The organism is Bradyrhizobium sp. Kon69, assembly GCF_055807515.1.
The window spans coordinates 270384-297207 of the sequence record NZ_JBVVOS010000001.1 but is presented as its reverse complement, the minus strand read 5'-3'; the positions used below and the strand labels follow the sequence as shown (position 1 = coordinate 297207).

Here is a 26824-nt window from a genome sequence, read left to right as displayed (position 1 = left end):
AAAGCCCGGAGCGAGGCGGCCCACGCGTTCGTGAAGGGCGGATTCTGCAGGTGCGCGCCGTAGATCGGGACCACGATCAACGTGCGAGACTGAAAATGGCGATCCCGGCAGGAATCGAACCTGCAACCCTCAGAGTAGAAATCTGATGCTCTATCCAGTTGAGCTACGGGACCGTCTTGAGCCGCCCTGGTTGGGGCCGGCTGTTCATCTACCATGCCATTATGAAAAATATCGTCTTTCGCCAAGCCTGAACCGAACCGTTTTCCTCGAAGCCGCGACAAAGCGGAACGGTGGGGTGTCAGGGTGCCGGGTTGAGCGGCAGCGGACTGGACGATGGATCACATCGCCGGGAACGCTGGAAAGCTTCCGGGACACGGCCGCCGGACGACTGGTCGGGTATTGCTGCGCCATCAGGACGGCGTGCGCGGCGGTAGCTTGATCGGTCTCCTCTGGGCGTGCCTTGTCATGGCGAATGCGACGATCTCCACCTTTGGTTCCATCGCCTTGAGTCCGTCACCTTTCCGCGCATTTCATGCGACAAGCGGCGTTCGTCCGCGATTTCCGGGAGTCCATCCATGATCGGTCTTGTTCGCGCCGTCACACTCTGCGCCACGCTGGCGTTCGGCCTTAGCGTAGCGCAGGCCGCCGACAAAGCCTTCAAGCGCGACGACCTCGCCGATTCCGCGATCAAGCTGGAGGCGCAGATCAAGGGCGAGGCGGGGCCGGTCGCCAAGTCCGGCGCAAGTTTGCGCACCGACGCCGATGCTGCCTTCCGGCGCAACGACTATCGCACCGGCCTGTCGGTGCTCGGCCAGATCGCGGCGACCACGCCGGAGGACGCCGGCAACTGGCTGCGGCTGGCAAAGGTCATCTTCCAGATATCGCCGAAGAGCTCGAGCGAGCAGACGTTCCTGCTGGAGCGCGCCTCGACTGCCGCCTACATCGCCTACCAGCGCGCCGGCAATGCGGGCGAGGAGGCCGACGCGCTCGCGGTGCTCGGCAAGTCGCTGTCCGAACGCAAGCTGTGGCGGCCGGCGCTGGATGCGCTGCGGCTGTCGCTCGACATGCGCGAGGTCGCCGATGTCCGCGGCCAATATGAAAAGATGCGCGACGAGCACGGGTTTCGGCTGCTCGATTACACCGTGGACTCGGACTCCGCCAGTCCACGCGCCTGCTTTCAGTTCTCGGAGGAGCTGGCAAAACGCACCGATTTCGCGCCGTACCTCGCGCTGGCGGGCCAGGACAAGCCGGCTTTGTCGGCCGAGGGCAAGCAACTCTGCGTCGATGGGCTCAAGCATGGCGAGCGCTACAACATCAATCTGCGCGCCGGTCTGCCGTCCACCGTGAAGGAAGGTCTGCCGAAATCGGCCGAGTTCAACGTCTATGTGCGCGACCGCAAGCCCTTCGTGCGCTTCAACAGTCGCGCCTATGTGCTGCCGAGGACCGGCCAGCGCGGTATTCCCGTGGTCAGCGTCAACACGCCAGCCGTCAACATCAACGTGTTCCGGATCGGCGACCGCAATTTGATCAACACCGTGGTCGACAGCGATTTCCAGAAGACGCTTTCGAAATACCAGCTCAGTGATCTCGGCGGCGAGCGCGGCGTGAAAGTCTGGACCGGCGAGCTTGCGACCGCGATGACGCTGAACCAGGACGTCACCACCGCATTCCCGGTCGACCAGGCGCTCGGCGAACTGCAGCCCGGCGTTTATGTGATGACGGCCGCAGCCAAGGGGCCGGGCTCGGACGACGACTACCAGCTCGCCACCCAATGGTTCATCGTCTCCGATCTCGGGGTCACGGCCTATTCCGGCAATGACGGCATCCACGTCTTCGTGAATTCGCTGGCGTCGACCGATCCGGTCGGCAAAGCCGAGGTGCGGCTGGTCGCGCGCAACAACGAGATCCTGGCCACCCGCAAGACCGATGAGAGCGGCCATTTGCTGTTCGAGGCAGGGCTTGCGCGCGGCGAGGGCGGCCTGTCGCCGGCGATGCTCACCGTGACCGGTGAGAAGGCCGACTATGCCTTCCTCAGCCTCAAGTCCTCCGCCTTCGACCTGTCCGACCGTGGCGTTTCGGGCAGGGCCGTGCCTGCGGGCGCCGACGCCTTCGTCTATGCCGAGCGCGGCGTCTACCGCTCCAGTGAGACCGTCTATCTGACCGCGCTGTTGCGCGACGGGCAGGGCAATGCCGTCACCGGCGGGCCGATGACCCTGGTGATCGAGCGCCCTGATGGCGTCGAATACCGCCGCGCCGTGCTGGCCGACCAGGGCGCCGGCGGGCGCACCCTGTCCGTGCCGCTCAACTCGGCCGTCCCGACCGGGACCTGGCGGGTGCGCGCCTTCACCGATCCGAAGGGCTCTTCGGTCGGCGAGACCACGTTCATGGTTGAGGACTACGTCCCTGATCGGATCGAATTCGACTTGTCTGCCAAGGACAAGCTGATCAAAGCTAACGCTCCAGTGGAGCTTAAGGCAGACGGTCATTTCCTCTATGGCGCGCCGGCCTCGGGCCTGGCGCTCGAAGGCGACATGCTGGTCGCGCCCGCGTCCGAGCGGCCGGGCTTCGCCGGTTACCAGTTCGGCATCGCCGACGAGGAGACCACCTCGAACGAGCGCACGCCGCTGGAGAACCTGCCGGAAGCTGATGCCAATGGCGTTGCGACCTTCCCGGTCACGCTCGACAAGCAGCCGGCCTCGACGCGGCCGCAGGAGGCGCAGATCTTCGTGCGCATGGTCGAGACCGGCGGCCGCGCCGTCGAACGCAAGATCGTGCTGCCGGTTGCGCCTGCTGCCGCCATGATCGGCATCAAGCCGCTATTCGGCGACAAGAACGTCGCCGAGGGCGACAAGGCCGAGTTCGATGTCGTGTTCGTCTCGCCCGAGGGTGAGAGGCTTCGCCGCGACGGCCTGCGCTATGAGCTCCTGAAGATGGAGTCGCGCTACCAATGGTATCGCCAGAGCAATTACTGGGAGTACGAGCCGGTCAAATCGACCTCGCGCGTCTCTGACGGCGACGTGACCGTTGCCGCGGACAAGCCGTCGCGGATTTCGCTCACCCCACGGCCCGGCCGCTACCGGTTGGACGTGAAGTCGAACGACGCCGACGGCCCGGTGACTACGGTGCAGTTCGATGTCGGCTGGTATTCCGACGGCAGCGCCGACACGCCGGACCTCCTGGAGACCTCGATCGACAAGCCGCAATACGCCTCGGGCGACACGATGACCGTGTCGGTCAACGTCCGCAGCGCCGGCAAGCTGACGGTCAACGTGCTCGGCGATCGCCTGCTGACGACGCAGACCATCGACGTCAAGGAAGGCACCGCGCAGGTGAAGCTCCCGGTCGGCAAGGACTGGGGCACCGGCGCCTATGTGGTGGCGACGCTGCGCCGGCCGCTCGATGCGGCCGCGCAACGCATGCCGGGCCGTGCCATCGGCCTCAAATGGTTCGGCATCGACAAGCAGACCCGCACGTTGCAAGTGAAGCTGACGCCGCCGGCTTTGATCGGGCCGAATGCGATGTTGAAGATCCCGGTCAAGCTCGACGGACTCAATCCGGGCGAGGACGCCAAGATCGTGATCGCCGCGGTCGACGTCGGCATCCTCAATCTCACCAATTACAAGCCGCCGGCGCCGGACGACTATTATCTCGGTCAGCGCCGCCTGAGCGCGGAGATCCGCGATCTCTATGGGCAACTCATCGACGGCATGTCGGGCACGCGCGGGCAGATCAAGTCCGGCGGCGACGCCGGTGCCGCCGAGCTCCAGGGCTCGCCGCCCGCGCAAAAGCCGCTCGCGCTCTATTCGGGCATCGTCACCGTTGCCGCTGACGGCACAGCGGAAGTGAGCTTCGACATTCCGGAGTTCGCCGGCACCGCGCGCGTGATGGCGGTGGCGTGGACCGCGACCAAGCTCGGTCGCGCCAACACGGATGTGGTGATCCGCGATCCCGTCGTGCTGACCACGACCTTGCCGCGCTTCCTGCTCAACGGCGACCACGGCACGGTCAATCTCGAGATCGACAATGTCGAAGGGCAGGCCGGCGACTACGTCATCAACGTGAAGACGGGCGGGCCAGTGAAGATGACCGGCAATCCCGCGACCACGGTCAAGCTCGCCGCCAAGCAGCGCAACTCCTTCTCGCTCGCTATCGACGCGACTGCGGCGGGGCAGGCCACGCTCGATGTCGACATCAAGGGGCCGAATGGCCTGGCGCTGGCGCGCCACTATGCGCTCGACGTCAAGGCGGCGACGCAAGTCCTGGCGCGGCGCTCGATCCGGACGCTGGCGAAGGGTGAGAGCCTGACGTTGACCTCGGATATGTTCGCCGATCTCGTGCCGGGCACCGGCAGCGTCTCGGTCTCGGCCAGCCTGTCGACTGCGCTTGATGCGGCGACGATCCTCAAGGCGCTCGACCGCTATCCCCATGGCTGCTCGGAGCAGATCACCAGCCGCGCCATGCCGTTGCTCTATGTCAACGACCTCGCGGCCGGCGCGCATCTGGCCATGGACACCGAGGTCGACCAGCGCATCCGCGACGCCATCGAGCGGCTCTTGGCGCGCCAGGGCTCGAACGGCTCGTTCGGGCTGTGGTCCGCAGGCGGTGACGACGCCTGGCTCGACGCGTACGTGACCGACTTCCTGACCCGCGCCCGCGAAAGGGGCTTTGTGGTCCCGGATGTGCTGTTCAAGACCGCGCTGGATCGTATCCGCAACTCGGTCGTCAACGGCAACGAGCCGGAGAAGGACGGCGGCCGCGATCTCGCTTACGGCCTCTACGTGCTGGCGCGCAACGGTGCAGCGCCGATCGGCGACCTCCGCTATCTCGCCGACACCAAGCTCTCCAACCTCGCAACTCCCATCGCGAAGTCGCAGCTCGCCGCGGCGCTCGCGCTGGTCGGCGACCGCAACCGTGCGGAGCGGGTCTATGGCGCAGCGCTCGACAGTCTGGCGCCAAAACCGGTGCTGGAGTTCGGCCGCACCGACTACGGCTCGCAGCTCCGCGATGCCGCAGCGCTGGTGTCGCTTGCCAGCGAAGGCAACGCGCCGAAGGCGACGCTGACGCAGGCGGTGTCGCGGGTCGAGACCGCGCGCGGGCTGACGCCCTACACCTCCACGCAGGAGAATGCGTGGCTGGTGCTGGCGGCGCGCGCGCTCGCCAAGGAGAATCTGTCGATGGAGGTGGATGGCCAGCCGGTCAAGACCGCGCTGTACCGCAGCTACAAGGCTGTGACGCTCGAGGGCAAGCCGCTGAAGATCACCAACACCGGCGATGCACCAGTGCAGGCGGTGATCTCGGTGTCGGGCTCGCCGGTGACGCCGGAGCCCGCGGCCTCGAACGGCTTCAAGATCGAGCGCAGTTTCTTCACGCTCGACGGCAGGCCCGCCGATATCAGCAAGGTCAAGCAGAACGACCGCTTCGCCGTGGTGCTGAAGATCACCGAGGCCAAGCCCGAGTACGGCCACATCATGGTGTCCGACTATCTGCCGGCCGGCCTCGAGATCGACAATCCGAAACTGGTGTCGTCGGGCGACAGCGGCACGCTGGGCTGGATCGAAGATGGCGAAGAGCCCGAGGATACCGAGTTCCGCGACGACCGCTTCACGGCGGCCGTCGACCGCGCCTCGGATTCCAAGGCGGTGTTCACGGTGGCCTATGTCGTGCGTGTGGTCTCGCCCGGCAAATACGTGCTGCCGCAAGCCCATGTCGAGGACATGTACAATCCCTCGCGCTACGGCCGCACCGGGACCGGCACGGTCGAGGTGCGGGCGGCGAAGTGAGTGAAATGAAAGCCGAGCCACATACTCAGTCGTCATGCCCGGGCTTGTCCCGGGCATCCACGGACTTAGGTGCTATTGGCAAGAACGTGGATGGCCGGGACGAGCCCGGCCATGACGGAGCGCGGGGCTGGGGCCGTCGCGTTTTGTCGATAGCCGCCTTCGCGTTTATCCTCACCATCGTCGGCTTCGTCGCGTGGGTTTACTCACTTGGTCCGCTGCCTTTCGACGAAGCCCGCCAGGTTTCCACCACCATCGTCGACCGCAACGGCAAGCTGCTGCGTGCCTATGCGATGGCGGATGGACGGTGGCGGCTGCCGGTCGAGACAAGAACGAACGTCGATCCGACCTATCTGAAGCTGCTGCTCGCCTATGAGGACCAGCGCTTTTACGCACATGACGGCATCGACCCGCTGGCACTGGGGCGCGCTGCGTTTCAGCTTGGGACGCGCGGCCACATCGTCTCGGGCGGCTCGACCATCTCGATGCAGCTCGCGCGGCTGATGGAGCCGCGGCGGCAGCGCTCGCTCCATGCAAAGCTGCGGCAGATGGTGCGAGCGATCGAGATCGAGCGCAGCTTGAGCAAGGAGCAGATCCTCGACCTCTATCTGGCGCTCGCGCCTTACGGCGGCAACCTCGAGGGCATTCGCGCCGCCTCGATCGCCTATCTGGGCAAGGAGCCGAAGCGGTTGTCGCTGGCTGAAGCCGCGTTGCTGGTCGCGCTGCCGCAATCGCCGGAGACCCGCAGGCTCGATCGCTATCCGGATGCGGCGCGCAAAGCGCGTGACCGCGTGCTCGACCGCATGGTCGAGGAACAACAAATTAGCCTCGACGACGCCATGCAGGCCAAGGCCGTACCCGTGCCGAAGCTGCGCAAGCCAATGCCGATCCTGGCGCCGCATGCCTCCGATGCGGCGCTTGCGACGGTCAAGGACGCCCCCATCATCAAGCTGACGCTGGATGCCAACCTGCAAAAGGTGCTGGAGCCGCTGGCGCGCGACCGTGCCATTGCGCTGGGGCCGAACATCTCGGTCGGCATCATCGTCGTCGACAATGAGAGCGGCGACGTGCTCGCGCGCGTCGGCTCGGCGGATTATTTCGACGATCGCCGGGCGGGGCAGGTCGACATGACCCGCGCGGTCCGTTCGCCGGGCTCGACGCTGAAGCCTTTCATCTACGGGCTCGCTTTCGAGGACGGCTTCGTCCACCCCGACAGTCTGATCGACGATCGGCCCGTGCGCTTCGGCTCCTACGCGCCGGAGAATTTCGACATGACGTTCCAGGGCACGGTGGCGGTAAAGAAGGCGCTGCAGCTGTCGCTGAACGTGCCCGCGATCGTCCTGCTCGACCGCGTCGGCGCGAGCCGGCTGGCCTCGCGGCTGCGTCAGGCCGGCGGCAATCTGGTGCTGCCCAAGGACGAGGCGCCGGGACTTGCCATGGGCCTTGGCGGCGTCGGCGTGACGCTACAGGATCTCGCCCAGCTCTATGCGGGCTTCGCCCGGCTCGGCACCACCAGGCCACTGCGCGAGATCATGAGCGAAAGGGACGACCGCGAGCCGCTGCGGCTGCTCGATCAGGTCGCGGCCTGGCAGGTCGGCAATGTGCTGCTCGGCACCCCGCCGCCGGAGAACGCGGCCCACAACCGCATCGCTTTCAAGACCGGCACCTCCTACGGCTACCGCGACGCCTGGTCGATGGGCTTCGACGGGCGCATGACCATCGGCGTCTGGGTTGGCCGGCCCGACGGCGCCCCAGTTCCAGGCCTGATCGGGCGCGTCGCCGCCGCGCCTATCCTGTTCGACGCCTTCGCCCGCACCGGCAAGACGCTCCTGCCGTTGCCGAAGCCACCGAAGGGGACCCTGGTCGCCAACAACGCCAAGCTGCCGTTGCCCTTGAGGCGGTTCCGCCCAGTCGGGGATCTGGTGCGGACGGGGGGCGAGCAGGCCCTGCACATCCAGTTTCCGTTGAACGGCTCGCGGATCGACGTCGATCGCTCAGGTGGCGAGGCGGGCGCAGCCATGCCGGTCAAGGTCGCCGGCGGTGTCCTGCCCATGACCGTCATGGTTAACGGAACGGCGCTAGGCGAGATCGACGGACGGCGCCAGCGGCTGATCGATCCGCCCGGTCCGGGCTTTGCGCGGCTGACCGTCATCGACGCCACGGGCGCCGCGGACACAGTCGTCATTCGAATTCAATGACCCTGCCTCAAGCGGTTGTGGCGATGGCGGTTTCAGCGTAAGCGGAACCGATGGCCGAGACCTACCCAACACCCCGTTTTGGAGCTCCGCGCGAGCCGAAATCCCCGGTGAATCCGGGCAGCCGGCTCGTGTCGATGTTCGATATCGCCACGGCCAGCCACGTCCGCGCGGTGAGCTTCCTGCTGCTGTGCGCGCTGTTGCTATTCCTGCCGGGCTTCTTCACGATTCCGCCGGTTGACCGCGACGAGGCGCGCTTTGCGCAAGCCACCAAGCAGATGGTCGAGAGTGGCGATTATGTCGATATCCGCTTCCAGGAGGACGTCCGCTACAAGAAGCCGGTCGGGATCTACTGGCTACAATCGGCCGCGGTCGAGACGGCATCGGCGCTCGGTCTGCCGAAGGCCGAGTTGCGTATTTGGGTCTACCGGCTGCCGTCGCTGATCGGCGCCATCGGTGCCGTGCTCATGACCTATTGGACGGCGCTCGGCTTCGTCACACGGCGCGCCGCGGTGCTTGCAGCCCTTCTGATGTGCGCCTCCGTGCTGCTCGGCGTCGAGGCGCGGCTTGCGAAGACCGACGCCATGCTGCTGTTCTGCGTGGTCGCCGCGATGGGCGCGATGGCACGGGCGTATCTGTCGTGGCAGCGCGCCGAGGACGAGACGCATCCGCCCTGGAGCTGGCCCGCGATCTTCTGGACGGCTCTCGCTGTCGGCATCCTGATCAAGGGCCCGCTGATCCTGATGTTCGCAGGCCTGACCATCGTCGCGCTCGCGATCCAGGACCGCGATGCCTCCTGGCTCTGGAAGCTGCGCCCGCTCTGGGGCCTGATGTGGATGCTGGTGCTGGTGCTGCCCTGGTTCGTCGCGATCTTCTGGCGCGCGGGCGATGCCTTCTTCGCCGATTCCGTCGGCGGCGACATGTTGAGCAAGTTGGGCGCGCAGGAATCCCACGGCGCGCCGCCCGGACTGTATCTGGTGCTGTTCTGGATCACGTTCTGGCCCGGCGCGCCGCTCGCGGCGATGGCCGCGCCCGCGGTCTGGCGCGCGCGGCGCGAGCCCGGCGCGCAGTTCCTGCTGGCCTGGCTGGTCCCGTCCTGGATCGTGTTCGAGGTGGTGCTGACCAAGCTGCCGCATTACGTGCTGCCGCTGTACCCTGCGATCGCGATCCTCACCGCGGGCGCGCTGGAGCGGCGCGTGCTGTCCTGGTCCTGGCTGATGCGCGGCTCGGCCTGGTGGTTTGCAATCCCCGTGGGCGGCTCGATCATCGCGGTCGTCGGCGCGGTGATGCTGACGCGGCAGCCTGCTTTCGTGGCCTGGCCGTTCATCGCGGCCTCGCTGATTTTCGGCCTGTTCGCCTGGTGGCTTCACGACAACAACCACGCCGAGCGCTCGCTGCTCAACGCGCTGGTCGCCGCCCTGATGCTTGCGGTGACGGTCTACGGCATCGTGCTGCCGTCGCTGACGCCGCTGTTTCCCAGCATCGAGATCGCACGCGCACTTCGCAACGTCACCTGCGTCGGCCCGAAGGCAGCCGCGGCCGGCTATCACGAGCCAAGCCTCGTCTTCCTGACGGGTACGCAGACGGTGCTCACCGACGGTTCGGGCGCGGCGGATTTCCTGCGGCAGGGGAGCTGCCGGTTCGCGCTGATCGAGCAGCGCTCGGAGCGCGGCTTCGTGCAGCGTGCCGAGGCGATCGGGCTGCGCTACAAGGTTGGCACACGCATCGACGGCTATAATTTCTCCCAAGGGCGTGCGATCTCGATCTCGATCTTCCGCTCGGAAGGCACCGAGTAGGATGTCGGCGCCAACCGACATCGCGCCGCGCGCGAGCTATCCCGCGCAATTGCTCACCCTGTCGGGGCGCGCTTTGGCGCAACTCGTGCGTACGCCCTCGCATTCGCGCCGCGCCGAGGCCGCGCGAAAGCTGGCGCGGCATTCGCTGTGGCTCAGTGCGACGGGCGCAGCCCTGGTCATCGCGCTGATGGTCGTGTTCGACCTGACCGAGATCCAGCTGATGCCAGCGCGTGGCACGCCCGGTCTGTGGCCGATCCGCATCCTCACAGATTTCGGCAAGGACGAGTATGTGCTCTCGGTGCTCGGGAGCGTGCTGGTGGTGCTGGCGCTGGTTGCGGCGGGATTGCGCGGCACAAGCCGCGCGTTGCTGCTCGGCCTCGGCACGCGGCTGCAGTTCATGTTTCTGTCTGTTGCCGTGCCGATATTCGTCGCTGAGATCCTGAAATATCTCATCGGCCGCGGACGTCCGTTCGTCGGCGGCAAGGCCAATCCGTTCAACTTCATCCCGTTCGAGGGGACGGGGGCCTATGCCAGTCTGCCGTCGGGTCATGCGGTGACGGCGTTCGCGCTGGCGTTCGCGGTCTCGGCGCTATGGCCGCGCCTGCGCGTATTCATGTTCACTTACGCGATCGTGATCCTGCTGACACGACTGGTGCTGCTCGCGCACCATCCGAGCGACGTGGTGGCCGGCGCCCTGGTCGGCATGGTCGGCGCCATGGCGGTGCGCTACTGGTTCGCGGCCCGCAGGCTCGGCTTTGCCATCCGTGCCGACGGCACCATTGTGCCTCTTGCAGGGGCGGTCTCGGGCCGCCTCAAAAGGGTTGCCCACGGGGCATCCGCCCCATAAAAGCGGCTGCCTGCCGGGCCCGCCGGTTCCCGAGCCAAGCCAATTCCAACCACGAGCTTCGATTTGTCGTCCCAGCCTTCGGTTTTCCAGCCCTCGGTTTCCATCGTCGTTCCCGTGCGCAACGAAGCCGACAACATTGTGCCGCTGATCGAGGAGATCGGCGCGGCGCTCGACGGCCGCTGGGCCTATGAGATCATTTACGTCAATGACGGTTCGACCGACGCGACCGGCGAACGGCTCGGCGCGGTCATGAAGCAGCGGGACAATCTGCGCCAACTGCGCCATGCCAAATCAGGCGGCCAATCCGCGGCCGTGCGCAGCGGCGTGCGTGCGGCACGCGGCGCGATCGTGGCGACGCTCGACGGCGACGGCCAGAACAATCCGGCTTTCCTGCCGGACCTGATCGCGGCGGTCGAGAACGGAAGCAAGGTCGGACTTGCCGCCGGACAACGGGTCGGCCGCAAGGATACCGGCTTCAAGAAATTCCAGTCGCGCGTCGCCAACGGCGTCCGCAACGCGATCCTGAAGGACGGTACGCGCGACACCGGCTGCGGCCTGAAGGCGTTCCGGCGCGAGGTGTTCCTGATGATGCCCTATTTCGACGGGCTGCATCGCTTTTTGCCGGCGCTGATGCGCCGCGAGGGCTACGAGATCGCCTATGTCGACGTAATCGACCGCCCGCGACATTCCGGCGTGTCAAACTACGGTTTCTTCGACCGGCTGTGGATCGGCATCATGGATCTCGTGGGCGTGTGGTGGCTGATCCGCCGCAAGAAGCCGACGCCGGATGTGACTGAGGTGAAGGCATGATCATCCAATACGGTCAGGCGCTGAGCAACTATTTCTACGACGTCTTCGTGGCCAAGTTCGACTTCTGGCTCGCGTTCGGACTGGTCGCGCAGCTGTTCTTTACCGCGCGCTTTCTGGTGCAGTGGATCGCGAGCGAGCGTGCCGGCAACAGCGTGGTGCCGATGGCGTTCTGGTTCTGCTCCATGGGCGGCGGGCTGATGACGCTGGTCTATGGCGTCGTCAAGCGCGAGCCTGTCATCATCCTCGGCCAGGCGCTGGCCACGGTGATCTACATCCGCAACATCATGCTGATCGTGAAGAACCGCGGCCGGGCGTCAAAGACGCTGGAGCGCTGATCCACGCTAGCGCGGCACCACTGACGCCGCGCCTGAGGCGGGCAGGGCGGCGGTCTCCGTCTCGGTCCTGCGATGGGGCTCGCCGGCCGCGTCGAGCACGGGATAGGCGACCGAGCAGATATGCGAGTGGATGCGGCGCAGGTCCCGCAGCACGTCGAGATGCAGCGACGTGGTTTCGATGGTCTCGGGGCGGCCCTCGCGCAGGCGGTCGAGGTGGCGCTCGACGGCGGCAAGCTCGGTATTGCGCAGCGCCGTCTTCTCCACCAGTAGCTTGCGTGCCTCGTTGGCGTCGCCCGACATGAAGACGCCGAAGGCGATGCGCAGCGAATCCATCGTGCGCTTGTGGAAGGCAGCGAGCTCCTCGGCGCCCTCGGGCGAGAACTGAAAGCGGCGCTTGATCTTCTTGGTCGCGAGCTCGCTCAGGCTCTTGTCGATGATGTCGCCGATATGTTCCAGATTGATGGCGAAGGAGATGATCTCCATGGCGCGCCGGCCCTCGCTCTCGTCGAGGCTGCCCCGCATGAGTTTCGTCACGTAGAGCTTGATGGCTTCGTCGAGGCCGTCGACGATGTTGTCCATTTTCGAGACCTGGTCGACCAGCGCGCGGTCGCCGCTCATCATCGCCGCCATCACCTTGCGCAGCATGATCTCGACGAGATCGCCCATGCGCAGGGTTTCGCGGCCGGCATCGGCCAGTGCCAGCGACGGCGACTCCAGCGCGGTTTCATCGAGATAGCGCGGCCGGGCCGGATCGGCCTCCTGCACGCGATCGGGCAGGAGCCGGGTCAACAAGCGTGACATGGTGTCGAGCAGGCCGATGAAGATCACGGCCGTGCCGACGTTGAAGGCGATATGAAACGCCGCCGTCATCCTGGCGAGATCCGGCTGCCAGGCGTGCATGTGCTCGGCGATCGGGCCCAGGAAGGGCAGGACGAGCGCGATCCCGATCACGCGGTTGACGAGATTGCCCACCGGCAGGCGATAGCTGGCGGGATCGTCACGCTTGGCGCCTTCGAACACAGGATTGATGGCACTGCCGAGATTGGCGCCAAGCACCAGTGCAAGCGCGGCGTAAGGCGAGATGAACTGCGAATAGGCGAGTGACATGATCAGCAGCACGCTGGCGACGCTCGAATGCACCGCCCAGGTGACGAGCGCTGCGATCACGATGCACAGAACGGGATCCCCCGTGATGGAGGACATCACGACGCGGACGCCCGGCGCGTTCTCGGCCGGCGCCAGCGTGTCCAGCAGGATGTGCAGCGACAGCAGCATCAGTCCGAGACCGATCAAGACACGGCCGACATCCTTGATCCGCGAGCGAGGACCCACGCGGAAGGCGACCAGTCCGAGCACGAACAGGACAGGCGCGACGGCGGCGATGTTGAACGACAGCACCTGCACGATCAACGTCGTGCCGACATTGGCGCCGAGCATGATGGCGAGCGCGGTGACCAGGCTGAGCAGGCCCTCGGCTGCGAACGAACTCGTGAGCAGCGCGGTCGCGGTGCTGCTCTGGAGCAGCGCTGTCAGCCCGAGACCGGCGGCGAACGCGTTGAAGCGATTGCCAAGAGCCTTGCCGAGCAGCCGTCGCAAGTCCGGGCCGAAGGCGCGCAGAATCCCGCTGTGGACCATGTGCAGGCCCCACAGCAACAGCGCCACGCCGCCCATCAGATCGAGCAGTACCAACGTTCCCATGCTCCGATTCCGGATTGGAGTCGATTGGTGAGGCTAGCGCCAAATGCTTGAGGTTCAAACCATTTCTTGGCGCAGGGGCGTCAACGTTTGCAGCGGCCACGCGTTCCTGCGGCGCGCGTTGGCGCGTCCGCAGGCGCGATGCCTTGTGAGCAGGCTCACATTGCTGCCTTGAGGGCAGCGAAGCCGCGATCGAGGTCGGCCTTGAGGTCGTCGACGCTTTCGAGCCCGATATGCAGACGCAGGGTGGGGCCGCCCGGCGCCCACTTGGTCGCGGTGCGATAGGCGTCGCAATCGAAGGGAATCACCAGGCTCTCGAAGCCGCCCCAGGAGAAGCCCATGCCGAACAGTTTGAGCGTATCGAGCATGGTGTCGACCGCCTTCTGCGGCGCCGGCTTCAGGACGATGCTGAACAGGCCCGACGCGCCCGTGAAGTCGCGCTTCCAGATCGCATGGCCCGGATCGGTCTCGAGCGCCGGATGCAGCACGCGCGCGACCTCGGGACGGCTCGCAAGCCAGCGCGCCATGTCGAGCCCGGAGCGCTGATGCTGCGCCAGCCGCACCGATAGCGTACGCAGGCCGCGCAGTGCCAGGAAGACGTCATCGGGACCGGCGCAAACGCCGAGCAGGCGGATGCCTTCGGCGATCTGCGGCCAAGCCTTGGCATTAGCCGAAATGGTGCCGAACATGATGTCGGAATGGCCGCCGATATATTTGGTGGCGGCCTGCATGCTGATGTCGACGCCCTGTTCGAGCGAACGGTGATAGAGCGGCGTCGCCCAGGTGTTGTCGTCGATGACGAGCGCGCCGCGCCCATGCGCGACCTCGGCGATGGCGCGGATGTCCGGCATCTCGAACGACTGCGAGCCGGGCGCCTCGACCAGAACGGCGCTTGTGTTGGGCCTGAACAGCTTGTCGATGCCGGCGCCGATCGTCGGATCGAAGTAGGTGGTCTCGACGCCGTAGCGGGTGAGCATGCCGTTGCAGAAATTGCGTGAGGGGCGATAGACGTTGTCGCAGACCAGGATGTGGTCGCCGGCCTTCAGCACCGAGAGCAGGGTGGTCGAGATCGCCGACAGACCCGACGGCACGATGCCGACGCCGGCGCATTGCGGCCCCTCCAGCGCCATCAGGGTCTCCTGGAACGCACGGGTCGTCGGCGTGCCGTGCCGGCCGTACTGGAACTCGCCGCGATGGGCGTGCAGGTCCTCGGCGGTCGGATAAAGCACGGTCGAGCCGTGGAAGACGGGCGGGTTGACGAACCCCTTCTGCGCCTTGGTGTCGCGGCCGGAGGTGACCAGTCGGGTCTCGGCGTGCTGTTCGGAGGGGTGTGAGGAATCCATGCGTCTGCTTTCAAAAAGCGCGTTTCCACCAGGCGCGCTACGCCCGCGGGCAGGCCGAAAGGCCGCTGTTGTTAATAACAGAACACAGAAGAGTCCCGTCAACCCCTTGACCCGGCACGCCAGTCGTTCTGTTATCGCAGGTGCTATTCAGTCGCCGCATGTTGAGGGGCCTGCCGCGACCTTCGATCCATCGCCTGACCGGACCAAGCGCCACAGCCGCAACGGCGGGCGCCATCGGCGGGGATTAAGGTAGGGCCTCCCGGGATCGGCGGGTGATCGGCAAGGTTTTCCAGCATGACTCTTGCAGGGCTGCTCTTGATACGGCTAGCCCTGGCAGAGACGATCGCAAAGACAACGTTCCTGACCTTGAGACGACTTTGAAAGGCCCAAAGCCCATGAAACGCGTAATCCTGGCTCTCACTCTCGCTCTCGCCGCCGGCCTGACTGCCCAAGCCGCCGATGCGCAAACGCTCAAGACCGTCAAGGACCGGGGCATGCTGTCCTGCGGTGTCAGTCAGGGCCTGCCCGGCTTCTCCTCGCCGGACGACAAGGGCAACTGGACCGGGCTTGACGTCGACGTCTGCCGCGCGATCGCCGGGGCGATCTTCAACGATCCGACAAAGGTCAAGTACGTGCCGCTCTCCGCCAAGGACCGCTTCACGGCGCTGCAATCCGGCGAAGTCGACGTGCTGTCGCGCAACACCACCTGGACCATCTCGCGCGACACCTCGCTCGGCGCCAACTTCACCGGCGTGACCTATTATGACGGGCAGGGCTTCATGGTGAAGAAGTCGCTCAAGGTGAACTCGGCGCTCGAGCTCAACAGCGCCTCGGTCTGCGTCCAGACCGGCACCACCACCGAACAGAATCTCGCCGACTACTTCAAGGCCAACAACATGAAGTACGAGGTGATCGCGTTCGGCACCAACGACGAAACGGTCAAGGCCTACGAGGCCGGACGCTGCGACGTCTTCACCACCGACCAGTCGGGCCTGTACGCCAACCGCCTGAAACTTGCCAATCCCGGCGATCACATGGTGCTCCCGGAAATCATCTCGAAGGAACCGCTCGGACCAATGGTGCGCCACGGCGACGACCAATGGTTCGACATCGTGAAATGGACGCTGTTTGCCATGATCACCACTGAGGAGCTCGGCGTGACCGCGAAGAACGTCGACGAGAAGACGAAACAGGAAAATCCGGAGTTGAAGCGCGTCCTGGGTACCGACGGCAATTTCGGTGAACAGCTCGGCCTGAGCAAGGACTGGGTAGTGCGCATCGTGAAGGCCGTCGGCAATTACGGCGAGGTGTTCGACCGCAACGTCGGCGCAGGCTCGCCGCTCGGTATCAATCGGGGTCTCAACAATCTCTGGAACAAGGGCGGTCTCCAGTACGCGCCGCCGATCCGCTGACCCCGCCTGATCCGCGCTCGCGGCGATGAGCATCGAGGCTCGCAAACCCCCGCCCCAGATCGCGCTGAAGATTAGGCGCGTGCTGGGAGGCAAGACAGGCTGGAACGGCATCGCCGTCCAGTTTGCCTTCGCTGCGGTCCTGGGCTGGATTGCCTATGAAATCGTCTCCAACGCCCGCGCCAACCTCGAGAACCAGCACATTGCCGCGGGCTTCGGTTTCCTCGCGAACAACGCCGGTTTCGACGTCAATCAGACGCTGATCTCGTATACCGGCTCGGACACGTTCCTGCGCGTGTTCCTGGTCGGGCTCCTCAATACGCTCGTGGTCTCGGTGGTGGGCATCGTGTTTGCCACCGTGATCGGCTTCATCGTTGCGCTGTGCCGGCTGTCGCCCAACTGGCTGCTCGCGCGCATTGGCGAAATCTATGTCGAGATCATCCGCAACCTGCCGGTGCTGTTCCAGATCCTGTTCTGGTACCTGGCGGTGCTCGCGGCCTTGCCCAATCCACGACAGAGCATTTCGCTGCTCGGCATCGCCTTCGTCAGCAATCGCGGTCTCGTCATTCCCCGCCCGATCGGCGAGAGCGGCTTCGAGGCCTTTCTTGCGGTGCTGGCGTTCGGCATCGTGGCTTCGCTGGCGCTGCGCATCCATGCGCGCCGGGCGCTGTTCCAGCGAGGTCAGGTGATCCGGATCTGGCCCTATGTGCTGGGCCTGCTGTTCGGACTGCCGCTCGTGACCATGCTGGTAGCAGGTCTGCCCTTCAGCTTCGAGCTGCCGCAGCTCAAGGGCTTCAATTTCGCAGGCGGCTCGCGGATCATCCCGGAGTTCGTGGCGCTCACGTTGGCCTTGTCGACCTATACGGCCGCCTTCATCGCCGAGATCGTGCGCGCTGGCATCCTGTCCGTCCACAGCGGACAGATGGAGGCGGGATCGTCACTGGGCCTGAGCCGCGGCACCACGCTCCGCCTGGTCGTCGTGCCGCAGGCAATGCGCGTCATCGTTCCGCCGCTGACCAACCAGTACCTCAATCTCACCAAGAATTCGTCGCTGGCCGTCGCGATCGGCTATCCTGACCTCGTCTCCGTGTTCGCCGGCACGTCGCTGAGCCAGACCGGGCAGGCCATCGAGATCATCGCCATGACGATGGGCGTCTATCTCCTGATCTCGCTGATCACCAGCGCCGTCATGAGCGTCTACGGTTGGCGCGTCAGCCGGAGTCTCGGCGCATGAGCGATATCACCTCGTCCAGCTTCGTTCGCCAGGACCTTCTCGACGAGCGTCCCGCGCCGGTGAAGACCACCGGCTTCGTCGGCTTGATGCGGACGCGCCTGTTCAACTCGCCGACCAACATCCTGCTCACGATCGTCGGCGCCTTGCTGCTCTGGTTCACCGTCATTCCTTCCGTCAAATTCCTGATGGTCGATGCAGTCTGGACCGGCAAGGATCGCACGGCCTGCCTCTCCGAGAACGCCGGATTTGCGGTCGGCGCCTGCTGGCCCTACATCCAGGCCAAGCTGCCGCAACTGATCTACGGATTCTACCCGGAAGCCGAACGCTGGCGGGTCAACCTCACGCTCGCCCTGTCAGTCGTCCTGTTGGTGCCGTTGCTCATTCCGCGGCTGCCGTCGAAAGGATTGAACGCAGGCCTGTTCTTCTTTGCGTTTCCGGTGGTCGCATTCTTTCTGCTGCATGGCGGCGGCATCAAGGGATTTGGCCTGAGCTGGACCGCTGACCTGCTGCAACTGTTCGACGACAGCATTCTCGGCGCCGGGCAGGCTCTGCTCAGTCTCGGCAAGACCTCCTCCGCCGCACCGCTGTTGTGGGTCGTCGGCAATGTCATCGTGCTCGTGGGTAACCTGATCTACTGGCTGATCTTTCCGCTGACCTGGCTGCGAGATCAGCTGCAGGGGACAGGCCAGTCGGTCTGGGCCGATTTCGCGATCACCGCCGCGATCGTCTCCCTGATCGCCTTCGTTCTCGGCGGCGGCCTCCGCACCGGGGGGCGGGCCCTGACATCCAGCATCGTCACCTTCATCGCCATCGCACTCGTGATCAAGCTGATGGGGCTCGATCACGGCGGACTGCCGATCGTGCAGACGAACCTGTGGGGCGGACTTCTGGTGACGCTGGTGGTCTCCGTCACCGGCATCGTCACCTCCCTGCCGATCGGCATTGCGCTGGCGCTTGGCCGCCGCTCGACCATTCCGCTGATCCGGATCTTCTCGATCACCTTCATCGAGTTCTGGCGCGGCGTGCCGCTGATCACCGTGCTGTTCTTCGCCACCTACATGCTGCCGCTGTTTCTCCCGGGCAATTTCACGGTCGATGGTCTCGTGCGTGCGCTGATTGGAATCTCTCTGTTCACGGGCGCCTATCAGGCCGAGAACGTCCGCGGCGGGCTGGCTGCGATCCCGCGCGGGCAGGGCGAGGCGGCCGCGGCATTGGGGCTGTCCTGGTGGAAGACGACCTCGCTGATCGTGCTGCCGCAGGCGCTGCGCCACGTCATTCCGAATCTCGTCAACAGCTTCATCTCGCTGTTCAAGGACACGTCGCTGGTCTCGATCGTGGCGCTGTTTGATCTCCTGGGCTCGCTGCGGGCGTCGTTCTCGGATCCGAAATGGTCGTCGCCGTCGACCGCGTTCACCGGGTTCGCCTTCGCCGGGATCATCTACTTCATCTTCTGCTTTGGAATGTCACGCTACTCGCTCTTCGTCGAGCACCGCCTCAACGCTCACCGCCGCAACTGATCGAGGTCACCATGTCCGACCCCATCGTCAAGATATCCGGCCTGAACAAATGGTACGGCGAGTTCCACGTGCTGCGCGACATCGACCTTGCGGTCGAAAAGGGCGAGCGCATCGTGATCTGCGGCCCCTCCGGCTCGGGCAAGTCGACGCTGATCCGTTGTATCAACGCGCTCGAGGAGTTTCAGGAAGGTGAGATCGTCGTTGATGGCATCGAGCTCGGGCCGAACTTGAAGCACGTCGACGCGGTGCGGCGCGAAGTCGGCATGGTGTTCCAGAGCTTCAACCTGTTTCCGCACCTCTCCGTGCTGGACAATTGCACGCTGGCGCCGATCTGGGTGCGCAACATTCCCAAGAAGGACGCCGAGGCGGCGGCGATGAAGTTTCTGGCGCGGGTCAAGATCCCGCACCAGGCCAACAAGTTTCCGGGACAGATGTCTGGCGGTCAGCAGCAGCGCGTCGCGATCGCCCGCGCGCTGACGATGAACCCGAAGGTGATGCTGTTCGACGAGCCGACCTCGGCGCTCGACCCCGAAATGGTCAAGGAGGTGCTGGACACCATGGTCGACCTCGCCGAGGAGGGCATGACCATGCTGGTGGTCACCCACGAGATGGGCTTTGCCCGCGAGGTCGCCAACCGCGTGGTATTCATGGACGCGGGCCAGATCATCGAAGCCAACACGCCCAAAGAGTTCTTCGCGGCCCCGCAGCACGCTCGCACCAAACTGTTCCTGAGCCAGATCCTGCGCTGAGCACCAGCAATCCGGTGGCGCCGCGGGTCTAACCGGCCCGCCAGCTTGGCACCATGCGAATCGGCCAGCCTCTTTTCGGGCTATCCTCCGGAGAGAGACTTTGCAGAGCAGCGCCGGCGCGCGCGCATTCCAGAACGCGCGATTGCAAAAGAAATTGAAGAAGCAGGCCGACGCGCTCATGTCCGCCGCGGTTCAGGCGCTCGGGCAGGGCCGATACGCGGAGGTCGAGACACTCTGCCGCCGGATTTTGACGGAGGTTCCGGATCATTTCGACGCCGCGCACCTGCTCGGCCTGCGCGCGTATGATGGCGGGCGACTCGAGGAGGCGCAACAATTGCTCGAGCGCGCGACGGCGCTCGATCCGCGTTCGCCCGATGCCCATGGTAATCTCGGGGCAGTGTATTTCACCCTCCAGAAACTTCAGGACGCTCGCGCATGCCAGGAGAAGGCGATTGCGCTGAAGCCGAATTCTCCGATCGCCTTGACCAATCTCGGCAATACGCTGCTGCACATGGGCCTCGCCGAGCAGGCTATCGAGCTGCACGATCGCGCTATCAGGCTGAAGCCGGACTATGCCGATGCATTTTGCAATCGGGGCATGGCGGAGCTGATCGAAGGCCAGTTCCAGCGCGCCAAGGGCAGTTTCGATCGCGCCCTCGCTTTTCAGCCGCGCCACGCGGAAGCGATCGCGGGCAAAGGCATGGTATGCATCGAGCTCCGGCACTACGAAGAGGCGGCCGCAGCCATCGCGGCAGGGCTCGCGATCAAGCCGGATTCACCGAAGATTCTGGCGCAGCGCGGACGGCTCAATCTCGATCTGTCGCGGCTGGAGCAGGCGCTCGCGGATTTCGATGCGGCACTGGTGCTTTCACCAAGGCTCGAAGTCGCCCTGCAGGGAAAGGCGCAAGTCAACATTCTCAAGGGCAACACGGCCGGGGCGATTGCGGCGGTCAAGACGTTGCTCGAGGGAAATCCGCGGTCGGACATCGGAATTGCGCTTCTGGCTTCCTGCTATGCCAGTCAGGGAGACATTGCGACGGCGCTCGAACATCTCGATGCGGGGCTGGCAATCGCGCCTGATTATGCGGACTTGATCGGGCGCAAGATATTCCTTCTAGACTATCTCCCGGAGGCCGATTTTGCGGTCCAGCAGGCTGCACGAACGCAGTGGTGGGACGCGATCGGCGCCAAATTGCCGCAAAGGGCGTTGGCGCCCAGCAAGCTTGATCCGGACAGGCGGATCTTGATCGGGTATGTCGCTTCCGAATTCAGGAACCACTCGGCAGCGTTCGCTCTGTTGCCGGTGCTGCGCCATCATGATCACGCCAGGTTTGAGATCGTCTGCTATTCGTGCTCGCCGGTACGGGATGAGATAACGGACGAATTCAAGTCGATGGCGGATGTCTGGGTCGACGCCTGGCAGATGTCGGACGACGAACTGGCCGATCATATCCAGGCCGACAAGGTCGATATCCTGATCGACGTCTCCGGGCACACGACTGGCAACAGGCTCCATGTCTTCGCTCGCAAGCCGGCCCCGATCCAGGTCTCGGGGTTTGGTCACGCCACCGGCACGGGCCTTCAGACCATGGACTACGTGCTCGCGGATCCCGTCTTCATTCCGCAATCGGCGCGCCATCTGCTGGCTGAAAAGGTCTACGACCTGCCGTGCCTGATCACGATCGATCCTATTTTTGATGTGCCGCCTTCGGAGCCTCCCATGCTTCGCAACGGCCATGTCACCTTCGGCGTATTCAACCGCATCTACAAGATCTCGGACGAAGCCATCCGAGTCTGGTCTAGAGTGATGCGCGAGGTGACGGGTTCGAAGATCATCGTCAAGCATACTCTGCTTGACGATCCCATGCTGCGCGACAATTTGGTCGCGCGGTTCGTGGCACAGGGCATTGCCGAGAAGAATGTCACCTGCCTGGGCTCGTCGCCGCGCCACGAGCACCTGCGGGCGTTTGCGAACGTCGACATATCGCTCGACACGTTCCCGCAAAACGGCGGCGTCAGCACCTGGGAATCGCTCTATGCGGGCGTCCCGGTCGTGGCCAAGCTCGGCAACGGCGCCTCGTCGCGCGCCGGCGGGTCGATCGTGGCTGCGGTCGGCCTCGACGACTGGGTCGCTGCGGACGACGAGGGCTATGCCGCGATCGCCTGCAAATTTGCGTCACAGCCTGATTATCTGGCGAAGCTGCGTGCGGATTTGCCGGCCCGGATCGCAGCGTCCCCCGCCGGCAATGTCGAAACCTACACGGCCAGGGTCGAAGCGGGTTACCGCCAGTTCTGGCGCGACTATTGTGCCGCGGCTGCCGAAGGCAGCGACGTGGCGTAAGGGACCAGCAATCCCGGACCGCTGAGCCCCGGGAAATCCCGGGATACCACGGCACCAGCTGACCAGACGGTCGGGCTCGCGAATCAGTTAGACTCTGCCGCGGGCCATCTTCCGGAGAGACACCTTGCAGAGCGGCGGCGGCGCGCGCGCGTTCCAGAACGCGCGATTGCAGAAGAAATTGATCAAGCAGGCGGACGCCGTCCTCTCCGCCGCGGCTACCGCCTATGGCCAGGGCCGATATGCCGAGACCGAAGCACTCTGCCGGGATATCCTGAAAGCGCTGCCGGATCATGTCGACGCGATGCATCTGCTCGGCATGTGCGCGCATGACGGCCGGCGGCTGGAGGAGGCGCAACAGCTGCTCGAGCGCGTGATTGCACTCGATCCGCGCTTGCACGATGCGCACAACAATCTTGCCACCGTGCATTTCGACCTCGGCAACTACGAGGCGGCGCGGCGGTGCCAGGAGAGGGCCATCGCGCTAAAGCCGAATTTTGCGGTCGCGCTGACCAACCTCGGCAACACGCTGATGCATCTGGGGCAGTACCAACAGGCGCTCGAGCTGCACGAGCGCGCCATCAAGATCAAGCCGGACTATGCCGATGCATTCTGCAATCGCGGCATGGTCGAGATTGCGCTTGGACAGATCATGCGCGCCAAGGAAAGCTTCGACCGCGCCCTGCTGTTTCAGCCCCGTCACGCCGAGGCCATCGTCGGTAGCGGCATGGTCAGCAGGGAGCTGCGGCACTACGACGATGCGGCGGCCAAGCTCGCCATGGCGCTGGCGATCAAGCCGGGCTCGCCGCGGATCCTGGCCCAGCGCGGGCGGCTCAGTTACGAGCTGCAGCGCCTGGAGCCCGCGCTTGCGGATTTCGAGGCGGCGCTTGCGATCTCGCCCAAGCTCGAGCTGGCGCTCCAGGGCAAGGCTCAGACCTGTCTCGTCATGGGAAGGACGGCGCAGGGAATGGCAGCCGCAGCGGCTTTGATCGAGCACAATCCGCGCTCCGAGACGGGGCTGGCGCTGATGGGCTTCTCCTATTCGAACCAGGGCGACATGGACGCCGCGATCGAATATCTCGATCGCGCGCTGGCGGTCCGGCCGGACTATGGGGATGCCATCCGAGGAAAGATCTTCCTGGAGGACTACCGCGCCGAGGCCGATTTCGTGGTCCAGCAGGCGGTGCGAAAATCCTGGTGGAACCAGATCGGCTCCAAGCAGCCGCGAAGGGAGCTGCCGAAGCGGCCGCTGGATCCGGAGAAGCGGATCGTGGTCGGCTATGTCGCTGCCGAATTCCGGCAGCACTCCGCGGGGCTCACGCTGCTGCCGGTGCTGCGCCATCACGACCACACCAAATTTGAAATCATCTGCTACTATTCTTGGCCGGGCGGGGACGAGTACACCGCCATGTTCAAATCGTTGGCGGACGTCTGGGTCGAAGCCTGGGGGCTTTCGGATGACGAGCTCGCCGATCGTATCCAGGCGGACAATGTCGACATCCTGATCGACGTTTCGGGCCACACGACCGGTAACAGACTGCAGTGTTTCGCGCGTAAGCCGGCCCCGATCCAGGCCACTGGCTTCGGACACGCGACAGGCACGGGCATGCCGACCATGGACTACGTGCTCGCGGATCCCATTTTCATTCCGCCGTCGGTTCGGCATTTGTTTGCCGAGAAAATCCACGATCTGCCGTGCCTGATCACGATTGAGCCCGTCTCGGATCTGCAGGCGTCGGATCTGCCAATGCTCCGCAACGGCTACGTCACCTTCGGCGTGTTCAACCGCATCTACAAAATATCGGATGATGCGATCCGTGTGTGGTCGCGCATCATGCGGGAGCTGCCGGGATCGAAGATCGTCCTCAAGCATGGTCTGCTCGATGATCCCCTGCTGCGCGATAGCCTGATCGCGCGTTTCCTGGCGCAGGGCGTTGTCGAAGAGAGCATCACCTGCCTCGGCACCACCTCGCGCGACGACCATCTGGCGGCTCTCGCCCAGGTCGACATTTCCTTCGACACGTTCCCGCAAAACGGCGGCATCAGTACCTGGGAATCTCTCTACAAGGGCGTTCCGGTCGTGGCCAAGCTTGGCAACGGTGCCTCCTCGCGTGCTGGCGCCTCCATCGTGACCGCCGTCGGCCTCGGCGACTGGGTCGCGGAAGATGACGATGGCTATGTCGAGATCGCCCGCAAATTTGCGTCACAGCCCGATTACCTGGCGAAATTGCGCAGCGAGTTGCCGGCCCAGATCGCAGCGTCCCCCGCCGGCAATGTCGAGACCTACACGCGTGAGCTCGAGGCGGGTTACCGAAAGTTCTGGCGCGACTATTGTGCCGCGGCCTCGAATGACGCCGACTTTGCGTAGGCGAGGCCTGGGTCGGGCACCGGCATCTTCCGGAAATCGCCAGGCCGCCTAAACCGGCGGCTCTGGCCGCGAATCAGCTAGAATCGTCCCGGGCATCCTCCGGAGAGAAGCCTTGCAGAGCAGCGGCGCCGGCGCGCGTGCGTTCCAGAACGCGAGATTGCAGAAGAAATTGAAGAAGCAGGCGGACGCGATCATTTCGAGCGCGAATGCGGCCTATGGCCAGGGCCGGTATGCGGAGACCGAGGCGCTCTGCCGCCAGATCCTGAATGAACTTCCGGAGCATTTTAGCGCCTTGCATCTGCTTGGCTTGGGCGCATTCGCGAGCCTACACTTCGAGGCAGCGAAACAGGCACTCAAATATGCCGTGACGGTCGACCCACGCTCGGCACAGGCATTTTCCGATTTGGGAGCCACGCATTTCGCACTTGGGGAATATGAGGACGCGCGTATGTCCCTGGAGCGGGCCATCGCGTTGAAGCCCAGCTTCCCGATGGCCTTGTCCAACCTCGGCAATACCTTGTTGCATCTAAACCGGGTCGAGCAGGCCATCGAACTGTACGATCGCGCGATCGGGCTGAAGCCGGATCATGCCGATGCGCTCTGCAATCGCGGCCTGGCAGAGCTCGCCCTGCGCCAGCTTGATCGCGCCAAACAGAGCTTCGAGCGCGCACTGTTGTTTCAGCCGCGAAACGTCGAGGCGCTCGTCGGCAAGGGTTTGGTCAATATCGAGCTCAAGAACTTCGACGAGGCCAAAGGCGCGCTGGAGGCGGCGCTCGCGATCAGGCCAGGCTCGGCAAAGATCCTGGCGAACCGTGGACGGCTCAATCTTGAGACGTCGAGGTTGGAACAGGCGGCGGCGGATTTTGATGCGGCCCTTGCACTTGCGCCCAAGCTCGAGGTGGCCTTGCAGGGGAAGGCAGAAGTCGCGCTCGCCATGGGAAACACGGCGCAAGCGATTTTGACCTGCACCACATTGCTGGAGGAATATCCACGCTCTGCGATCGCGATGGCGCTGCTGAGTGCTTGTTTTGCCAACCAGGGCGAGATCGCATCGGCGATCGAGCTTCTCGATGCGGCGCTGGCCATTGTACCGGATGATTCCTTGATCGGCCGGAAGATCTTCTTTCTCGACTATCTCTCCGACGCCGATTTCGCGGTTCAGCAGGCCGCACGAAAGCAGTGGTGGGACGCGATCGGCTCGAAGTTGCCGCGAAGGACTCTTGTCTCCCGGCAGCTCGATCCCGACAAGCGCATCGTGGTTGGCTATGTTGCTGCCGAGTTTTGGCATCACTCGGCCGCGTTCGCTCTGTTACCAGTGCTGCGCCATCATGATCACGCCAGGTTCGAGATCGTCTGCTATTCGTGCTCGCCGGTACGGGATGCGATAACGGATGAATTCAAGTCGATGGCGGATGTCTGGGTCGACGCCTGCCAGATGTCGGACGACGAACTGGCCGATCGCATCCAGGCCGACGGGATCGATATTCTGATCGACGTGTCCGGGCATTCGACCGGCAACAGGCTCCATGTCTTCGCCCGCAAGCCGGCCCCCATCCAAGTCTCGGGGTTTGGCAACGCCACGGGCACGGGCCTTCAGACCATGGACTACGTGCTCGCGGATCCCATCTTCATTCCGCAATCGGCGCGCCATCTGCTGGCTGAAAAGGTCCACGACCTGCCGTGCCTGATCACGATCGATCCCATTTTGGATTTACCTGCGTCCGAGCCGCCCATGCTCCGCAACGGCTACGTCACCTTCGGCGTGTTCAACCGCATCTACAAGATCTCGGACGAGGCCATCCGGGTGTGGTCGAAATTGATGCGCGAGGTGACCGGTTCGAAGATCATCGTCAAGCATACCCTGCTTGACGATCCGCTGGTGCGCGACGGCCTTCTCGCGCGCTTGGTGGCGCATGGCATTGCGGAGGAGAACATCACCTGCCTCGGCACTACCTCACGCGACGAGCATCTGCGGGCGTTCGCCAACGTGGACATTTCGCTTGATCCATTCCCGCAGAATGGCGGCATCAGCACCTGGGAATCCCTCTATGCGGGCGTTCCCGTCGTGGCCAAGCTCGGCATTGGAGCCTCCTCGCGCGCCGGCGGGTCGATCGTGGCTGCTGTCGGTCTCAACGATTGGGTCGCCGAGGACGACGAGACCTATGCCGCGATCGCCTGCAAATATGCGGCGCAGCCGGCGCATCTGGCGAAGTTGCGCAGCGAGTTGCCGGCCCGGATCGCAGCGTCCTCCGCCGGCAACGTCGAAATCTACACGGCCAGCGTCGAGGCGGGCTATCGCCAATTCTGGCGCGACTATTGTGCTGCGGCCTCGGAAGGCGGCGAGGGCGCCTGACCGTGCCGGGTGGGGCGAAGCCTCGAATTGCGCCGGCCACCTTAGTCCTCCGGAAACC

General features: G+C 64.7%; 15 protein-coding genes and 1 tRNA gene. 13 read left to right on the top strand and 3 right to left on the bottom strand.

The window, feature by feature from the left end; genetic code table 11:
• Window positions 1-96: 96 nt before the first annotated feature.
• Window positions 97-173, bottom strand: a tRNA-Arg gene (locus tag AC0L3U_RS01405).
• 402 nt (window positions 174-575) lie between these two features.
• Between AC0L3U_RS01405 and AC0L3U_RS01400 the strand changes: the two genes are divergently transcribed.
• The 6 genes from AC0L3U_RS01400 to AC0L3U_RS01375 all read left to right on the top strand — a co-directional run bounded on the left by AC0L3U_RS01400 (window position 576) and on the right by AC0L3U_RS01375 (window position 11760).
• Window positions 576-5780, top strand: a complete 5205-nt coding sequence (locus tag AC0L3U_RS01400) for an alpha-2-macroglobulin family protein (protein WP_473360408.1) — start codon at window positions 576-578, stop codon at window positions 5778-5780.
• A gap of 86 nt (window positions 5781-5866) precedes the next feature.
• Window positions 5867-7975, top strand: coding sequence for a penicillin-binding protein 1C (gene pbpC / locus AC0L3U_RS01395; RefSeq protein ID WP_473360407.1), 2109 nt, complete (start codon window positions 5867-5869; stop codon window positions 7973-7975).
• A 50-nt stretch (window positions 7976-8025) separates the two neighbouring features.
• Window positions 8026-9768: an ArnT family glycosyltransferase gene (locus AC0L3U_RS01390; RefSeq protein ID WP_473360406.1), complete on the top strand. Its 1743-nt coding sequence runs from the start codon at window positions 8026-8028 to the stop codon at window positions 9766-9768.
• Window position 9769: 1 nt separating this feature from the next.
• Window positions 9770-10615, top strand: coding sequence for a phosphatase PAP2 family protein (locus AC0L3U_RS01385; protein ID WP_473360405.1), 846 nt, complete (start codon window positions 9770-9772; stop codon window positions 10613-10615).
• Window positions 10616-10678: 63 nt separating this feature from the next.
• Window positions 10679-11425, top strand: a complete 747-nt coding sequence (locus AC0L3U_RS01380) for a glycosyltransferase family 2 protein (RefSeq protein ID WP_473360404.1) — start codon at window positions 10679-10681, stop codon at window positions 11423-11425.
• Window positions 11422-11760, top strand: coding sequence for a lipid-A-disaccharide synthase N-terminal domain-containing protein (locus AC0L3U_RS01375; protein WP_027517911.1), 339 nt, complete (start codon window positions 11422-11424; stop codon window positions 11758-11760). The genes AC0L3U_RS01380 and AC0L3U_RS01375 overlap by 4 nt, the downstream gene beginning before the upstream one ends.
• Window positions 11761-11766: 6 nt before the next feature.
• On the opposite strand, the gene AC0L3U_RS01370 is transcribed toward AC0L3U_RS01375, so the two are convergent.
• Both AC0L3U_RS01370 and metC read right to left on the bottom strand, forming a co-directional pair.
• Window positions 11767-13458 carry a Na/Pi cotransporter family protein gene (locus AC0L3U_RS01370; protein WP_473360403.1) on the bottom strand — a complete coding sequence of 564 codons (1692 nt, stop codon included), beginning with the start codon at window positions 13456-13458 and terminating at the stop codon, window positions 11767-11769.
• A gap of 155 nt (window positions 13459-13613) precedes the next feature.
• Window positions 13614-14798 (bottom strand): cystathionine beta-lyase, encoded by a 1185-nt coding sequence (gene metC / locus AC0L3U_RS01365; protein WP_473360402.1) that lies wholly within the window; start codon window positions 14796-14798, stop codon window positions 13614-13616.
• A gap of 395 nt (window positions 14799-15193) precedes the next feature.
• Here metC and AC0L3U_RS01360 point away from each other — a divergent pair, with 395 nt between their 5' ends.
• The 7 genes from AC0L3U_RS01360 (at window position 15194) to AC0L3U_RS01330 (ending at window position 26766) form a co-directional block, all read left to right on the top strand.
• The gene (locus AC0L3U_RS01360) at window positions 15194-16210 is read left to right on the top strand and encodes an amino acid ABC transporter substrate-binding protein (protein WP_473360401.1); all 1017 of its coding nucleotides are present in this window, start codon (window positions 15194-15196) and stop codon (window positions 16208-16210) included.
• Window positions 16211-16235: 25 nt separating this feature from the next.
• A complete protein-coding gene (locus AC0L3U_RS01355; RefSeq protein WP_473360400.1) occupies window positions 16236-17441 on the top strand; it encodes an amino acid ABC transporter permease in 1206 nt (401 codons plus the stop codon).
• A complete protein-coding gene (locus AC0L3U_RS01350) occupies window positions 17438-18958 on the top strand; it encodes an amino acid ABC transporter permease (protein WP_473360399.1) in 1521 nt (506 codons plus the stop codon). Before AC0L3U_RS01355 ends, AC0L3U_RS01350 begins: the two co-directional genes overlap by 4 nt.
• An 11-nt stretch (window positions 18959-18969) precedes the next feature.
• Window positions 18970-19707 (top strand): amino acid ABC transporter ATP-binding protein, encoded by a 738-nt coding sequence (locus tag AC0L3U_RS01345; protein WP_473360398.1) that lies wholly within the window; start codon window positions 18970-18972, stop codon window positions 19705-19707.
• A gap of 100 nt (window positions 19708-19807) precedes the next feature.
• On the top strand, window positions 19808-22048 hold the full coding sequence (locus AC0L3U_RS01340; protein WP_473360397.1) for an O-linked N-acetylglucosamine transferase, SPINDLY family protein: 2241 nt from the start codon (window positions 19808-19810) through the stop codon (window positions 22046-22048).
• Between the two features lie 124 nt (window positions 22049-22172).
• On the top strand, window positions 22173-24413 hold the full coding sequence (locus tag AC0L3U_RS01335) for an O-linked N-acetylglucosamine transferase, SPINDLY family protein (protein ID WP_473360396.1): 2241 nt from the start codon (window positions 22173-22175) through the stop codon (window positions 24411-24413).
• 112 nt (window positions 24414-24525) lie between these two features.
• Window positions 24526-26766, top strand: coding sequence for a tetratricopeptide repeat protein (locus tag AC0L3U_RS01330; RefSeq protein ID WP_473360395.1), 2241 nt, complete (start codon window positions 24526-24528; stop codon window positions 26764-26766).
• The last annotated feature ends 58 nt before the right edge of the window (window positions 26767-26824 follow it).

Excerpts from the sequence above, each read along its gene's own strand:
- AC0L3U_RS01400 (WP_473360408.1), top strand. The coding sequence starts at position 576 with ATGATCGGTCTTGTTCGCGCCGTCACACTCTGCGCCACGCTGGCGTTC.
- AC0L3U_RS01390 (WP_473360406.1), top strand. The coding sequence starts at position 8,026 with ATGGCCGAGACCTACCCAACACCCCGTTTTGGAGCTCCGCGCGAGCCG.
- AC0L3U_RS01385 (WP_473360405.1), top strand. The coding sequence starts at position 9,770 with ATGTCGGCGCCAACCGACATCGCGCCGCGCGCGAGCTATCCCGCGCAA.
- AC0L3U_RS01375 (WP_027517911.1), top strand. The coding sequence starts at position 11,422 with ATGATCATCCAATACGGTCAGGCGCTGAGCAACTATTTCTACGACGTC.
- AC0L3U_RS01370 (WP_473360403.1), bottom strand. The coding sequence starts at position 13,458 with ATGGGAACGTTGGTACTGCTCGATCTGATGGGCGGCGTGGCGCTGTTG.
- metC (WP_473360402.1), bottom strand. The coding sequence starts at position 14,798 with ATGGATTCCTCACACCCCTCCGAACAGCACGCCGAGACCCGACTGGTC.
- AC0L3U_RS01360 (WP_473360401.1), top strand. The coding sequence starts at position 15,194 with ATGAAACGCGTAATCCTGGCTCTCACTCTCGCTCTCGCCGCCGGCCTG.
- AC0L3U_RS01355 (WP_473360400.1), top strand. The coding sequence starts at position 16,236 with ATGAGCATCGAGGCTCGCAAACCCCCGCCCCAGATCGCGCTGAAGATT.
- AC0L3U_RS01350 (WP_473360399.1), top strand. The coding sequence starts at position 17,438 with ATGAGCGATATCACCTCGTCCAGCTTCGTTCGCCAGGACCTTCTCGAC.
- AC0L3U_RS01345 (WP_473360398.1), top strand. The coding sequence starts at position 18,970 with ATGTCCGACCCCATCGTCAAGATATCCGGCCTGAACAAATGGTACGGC.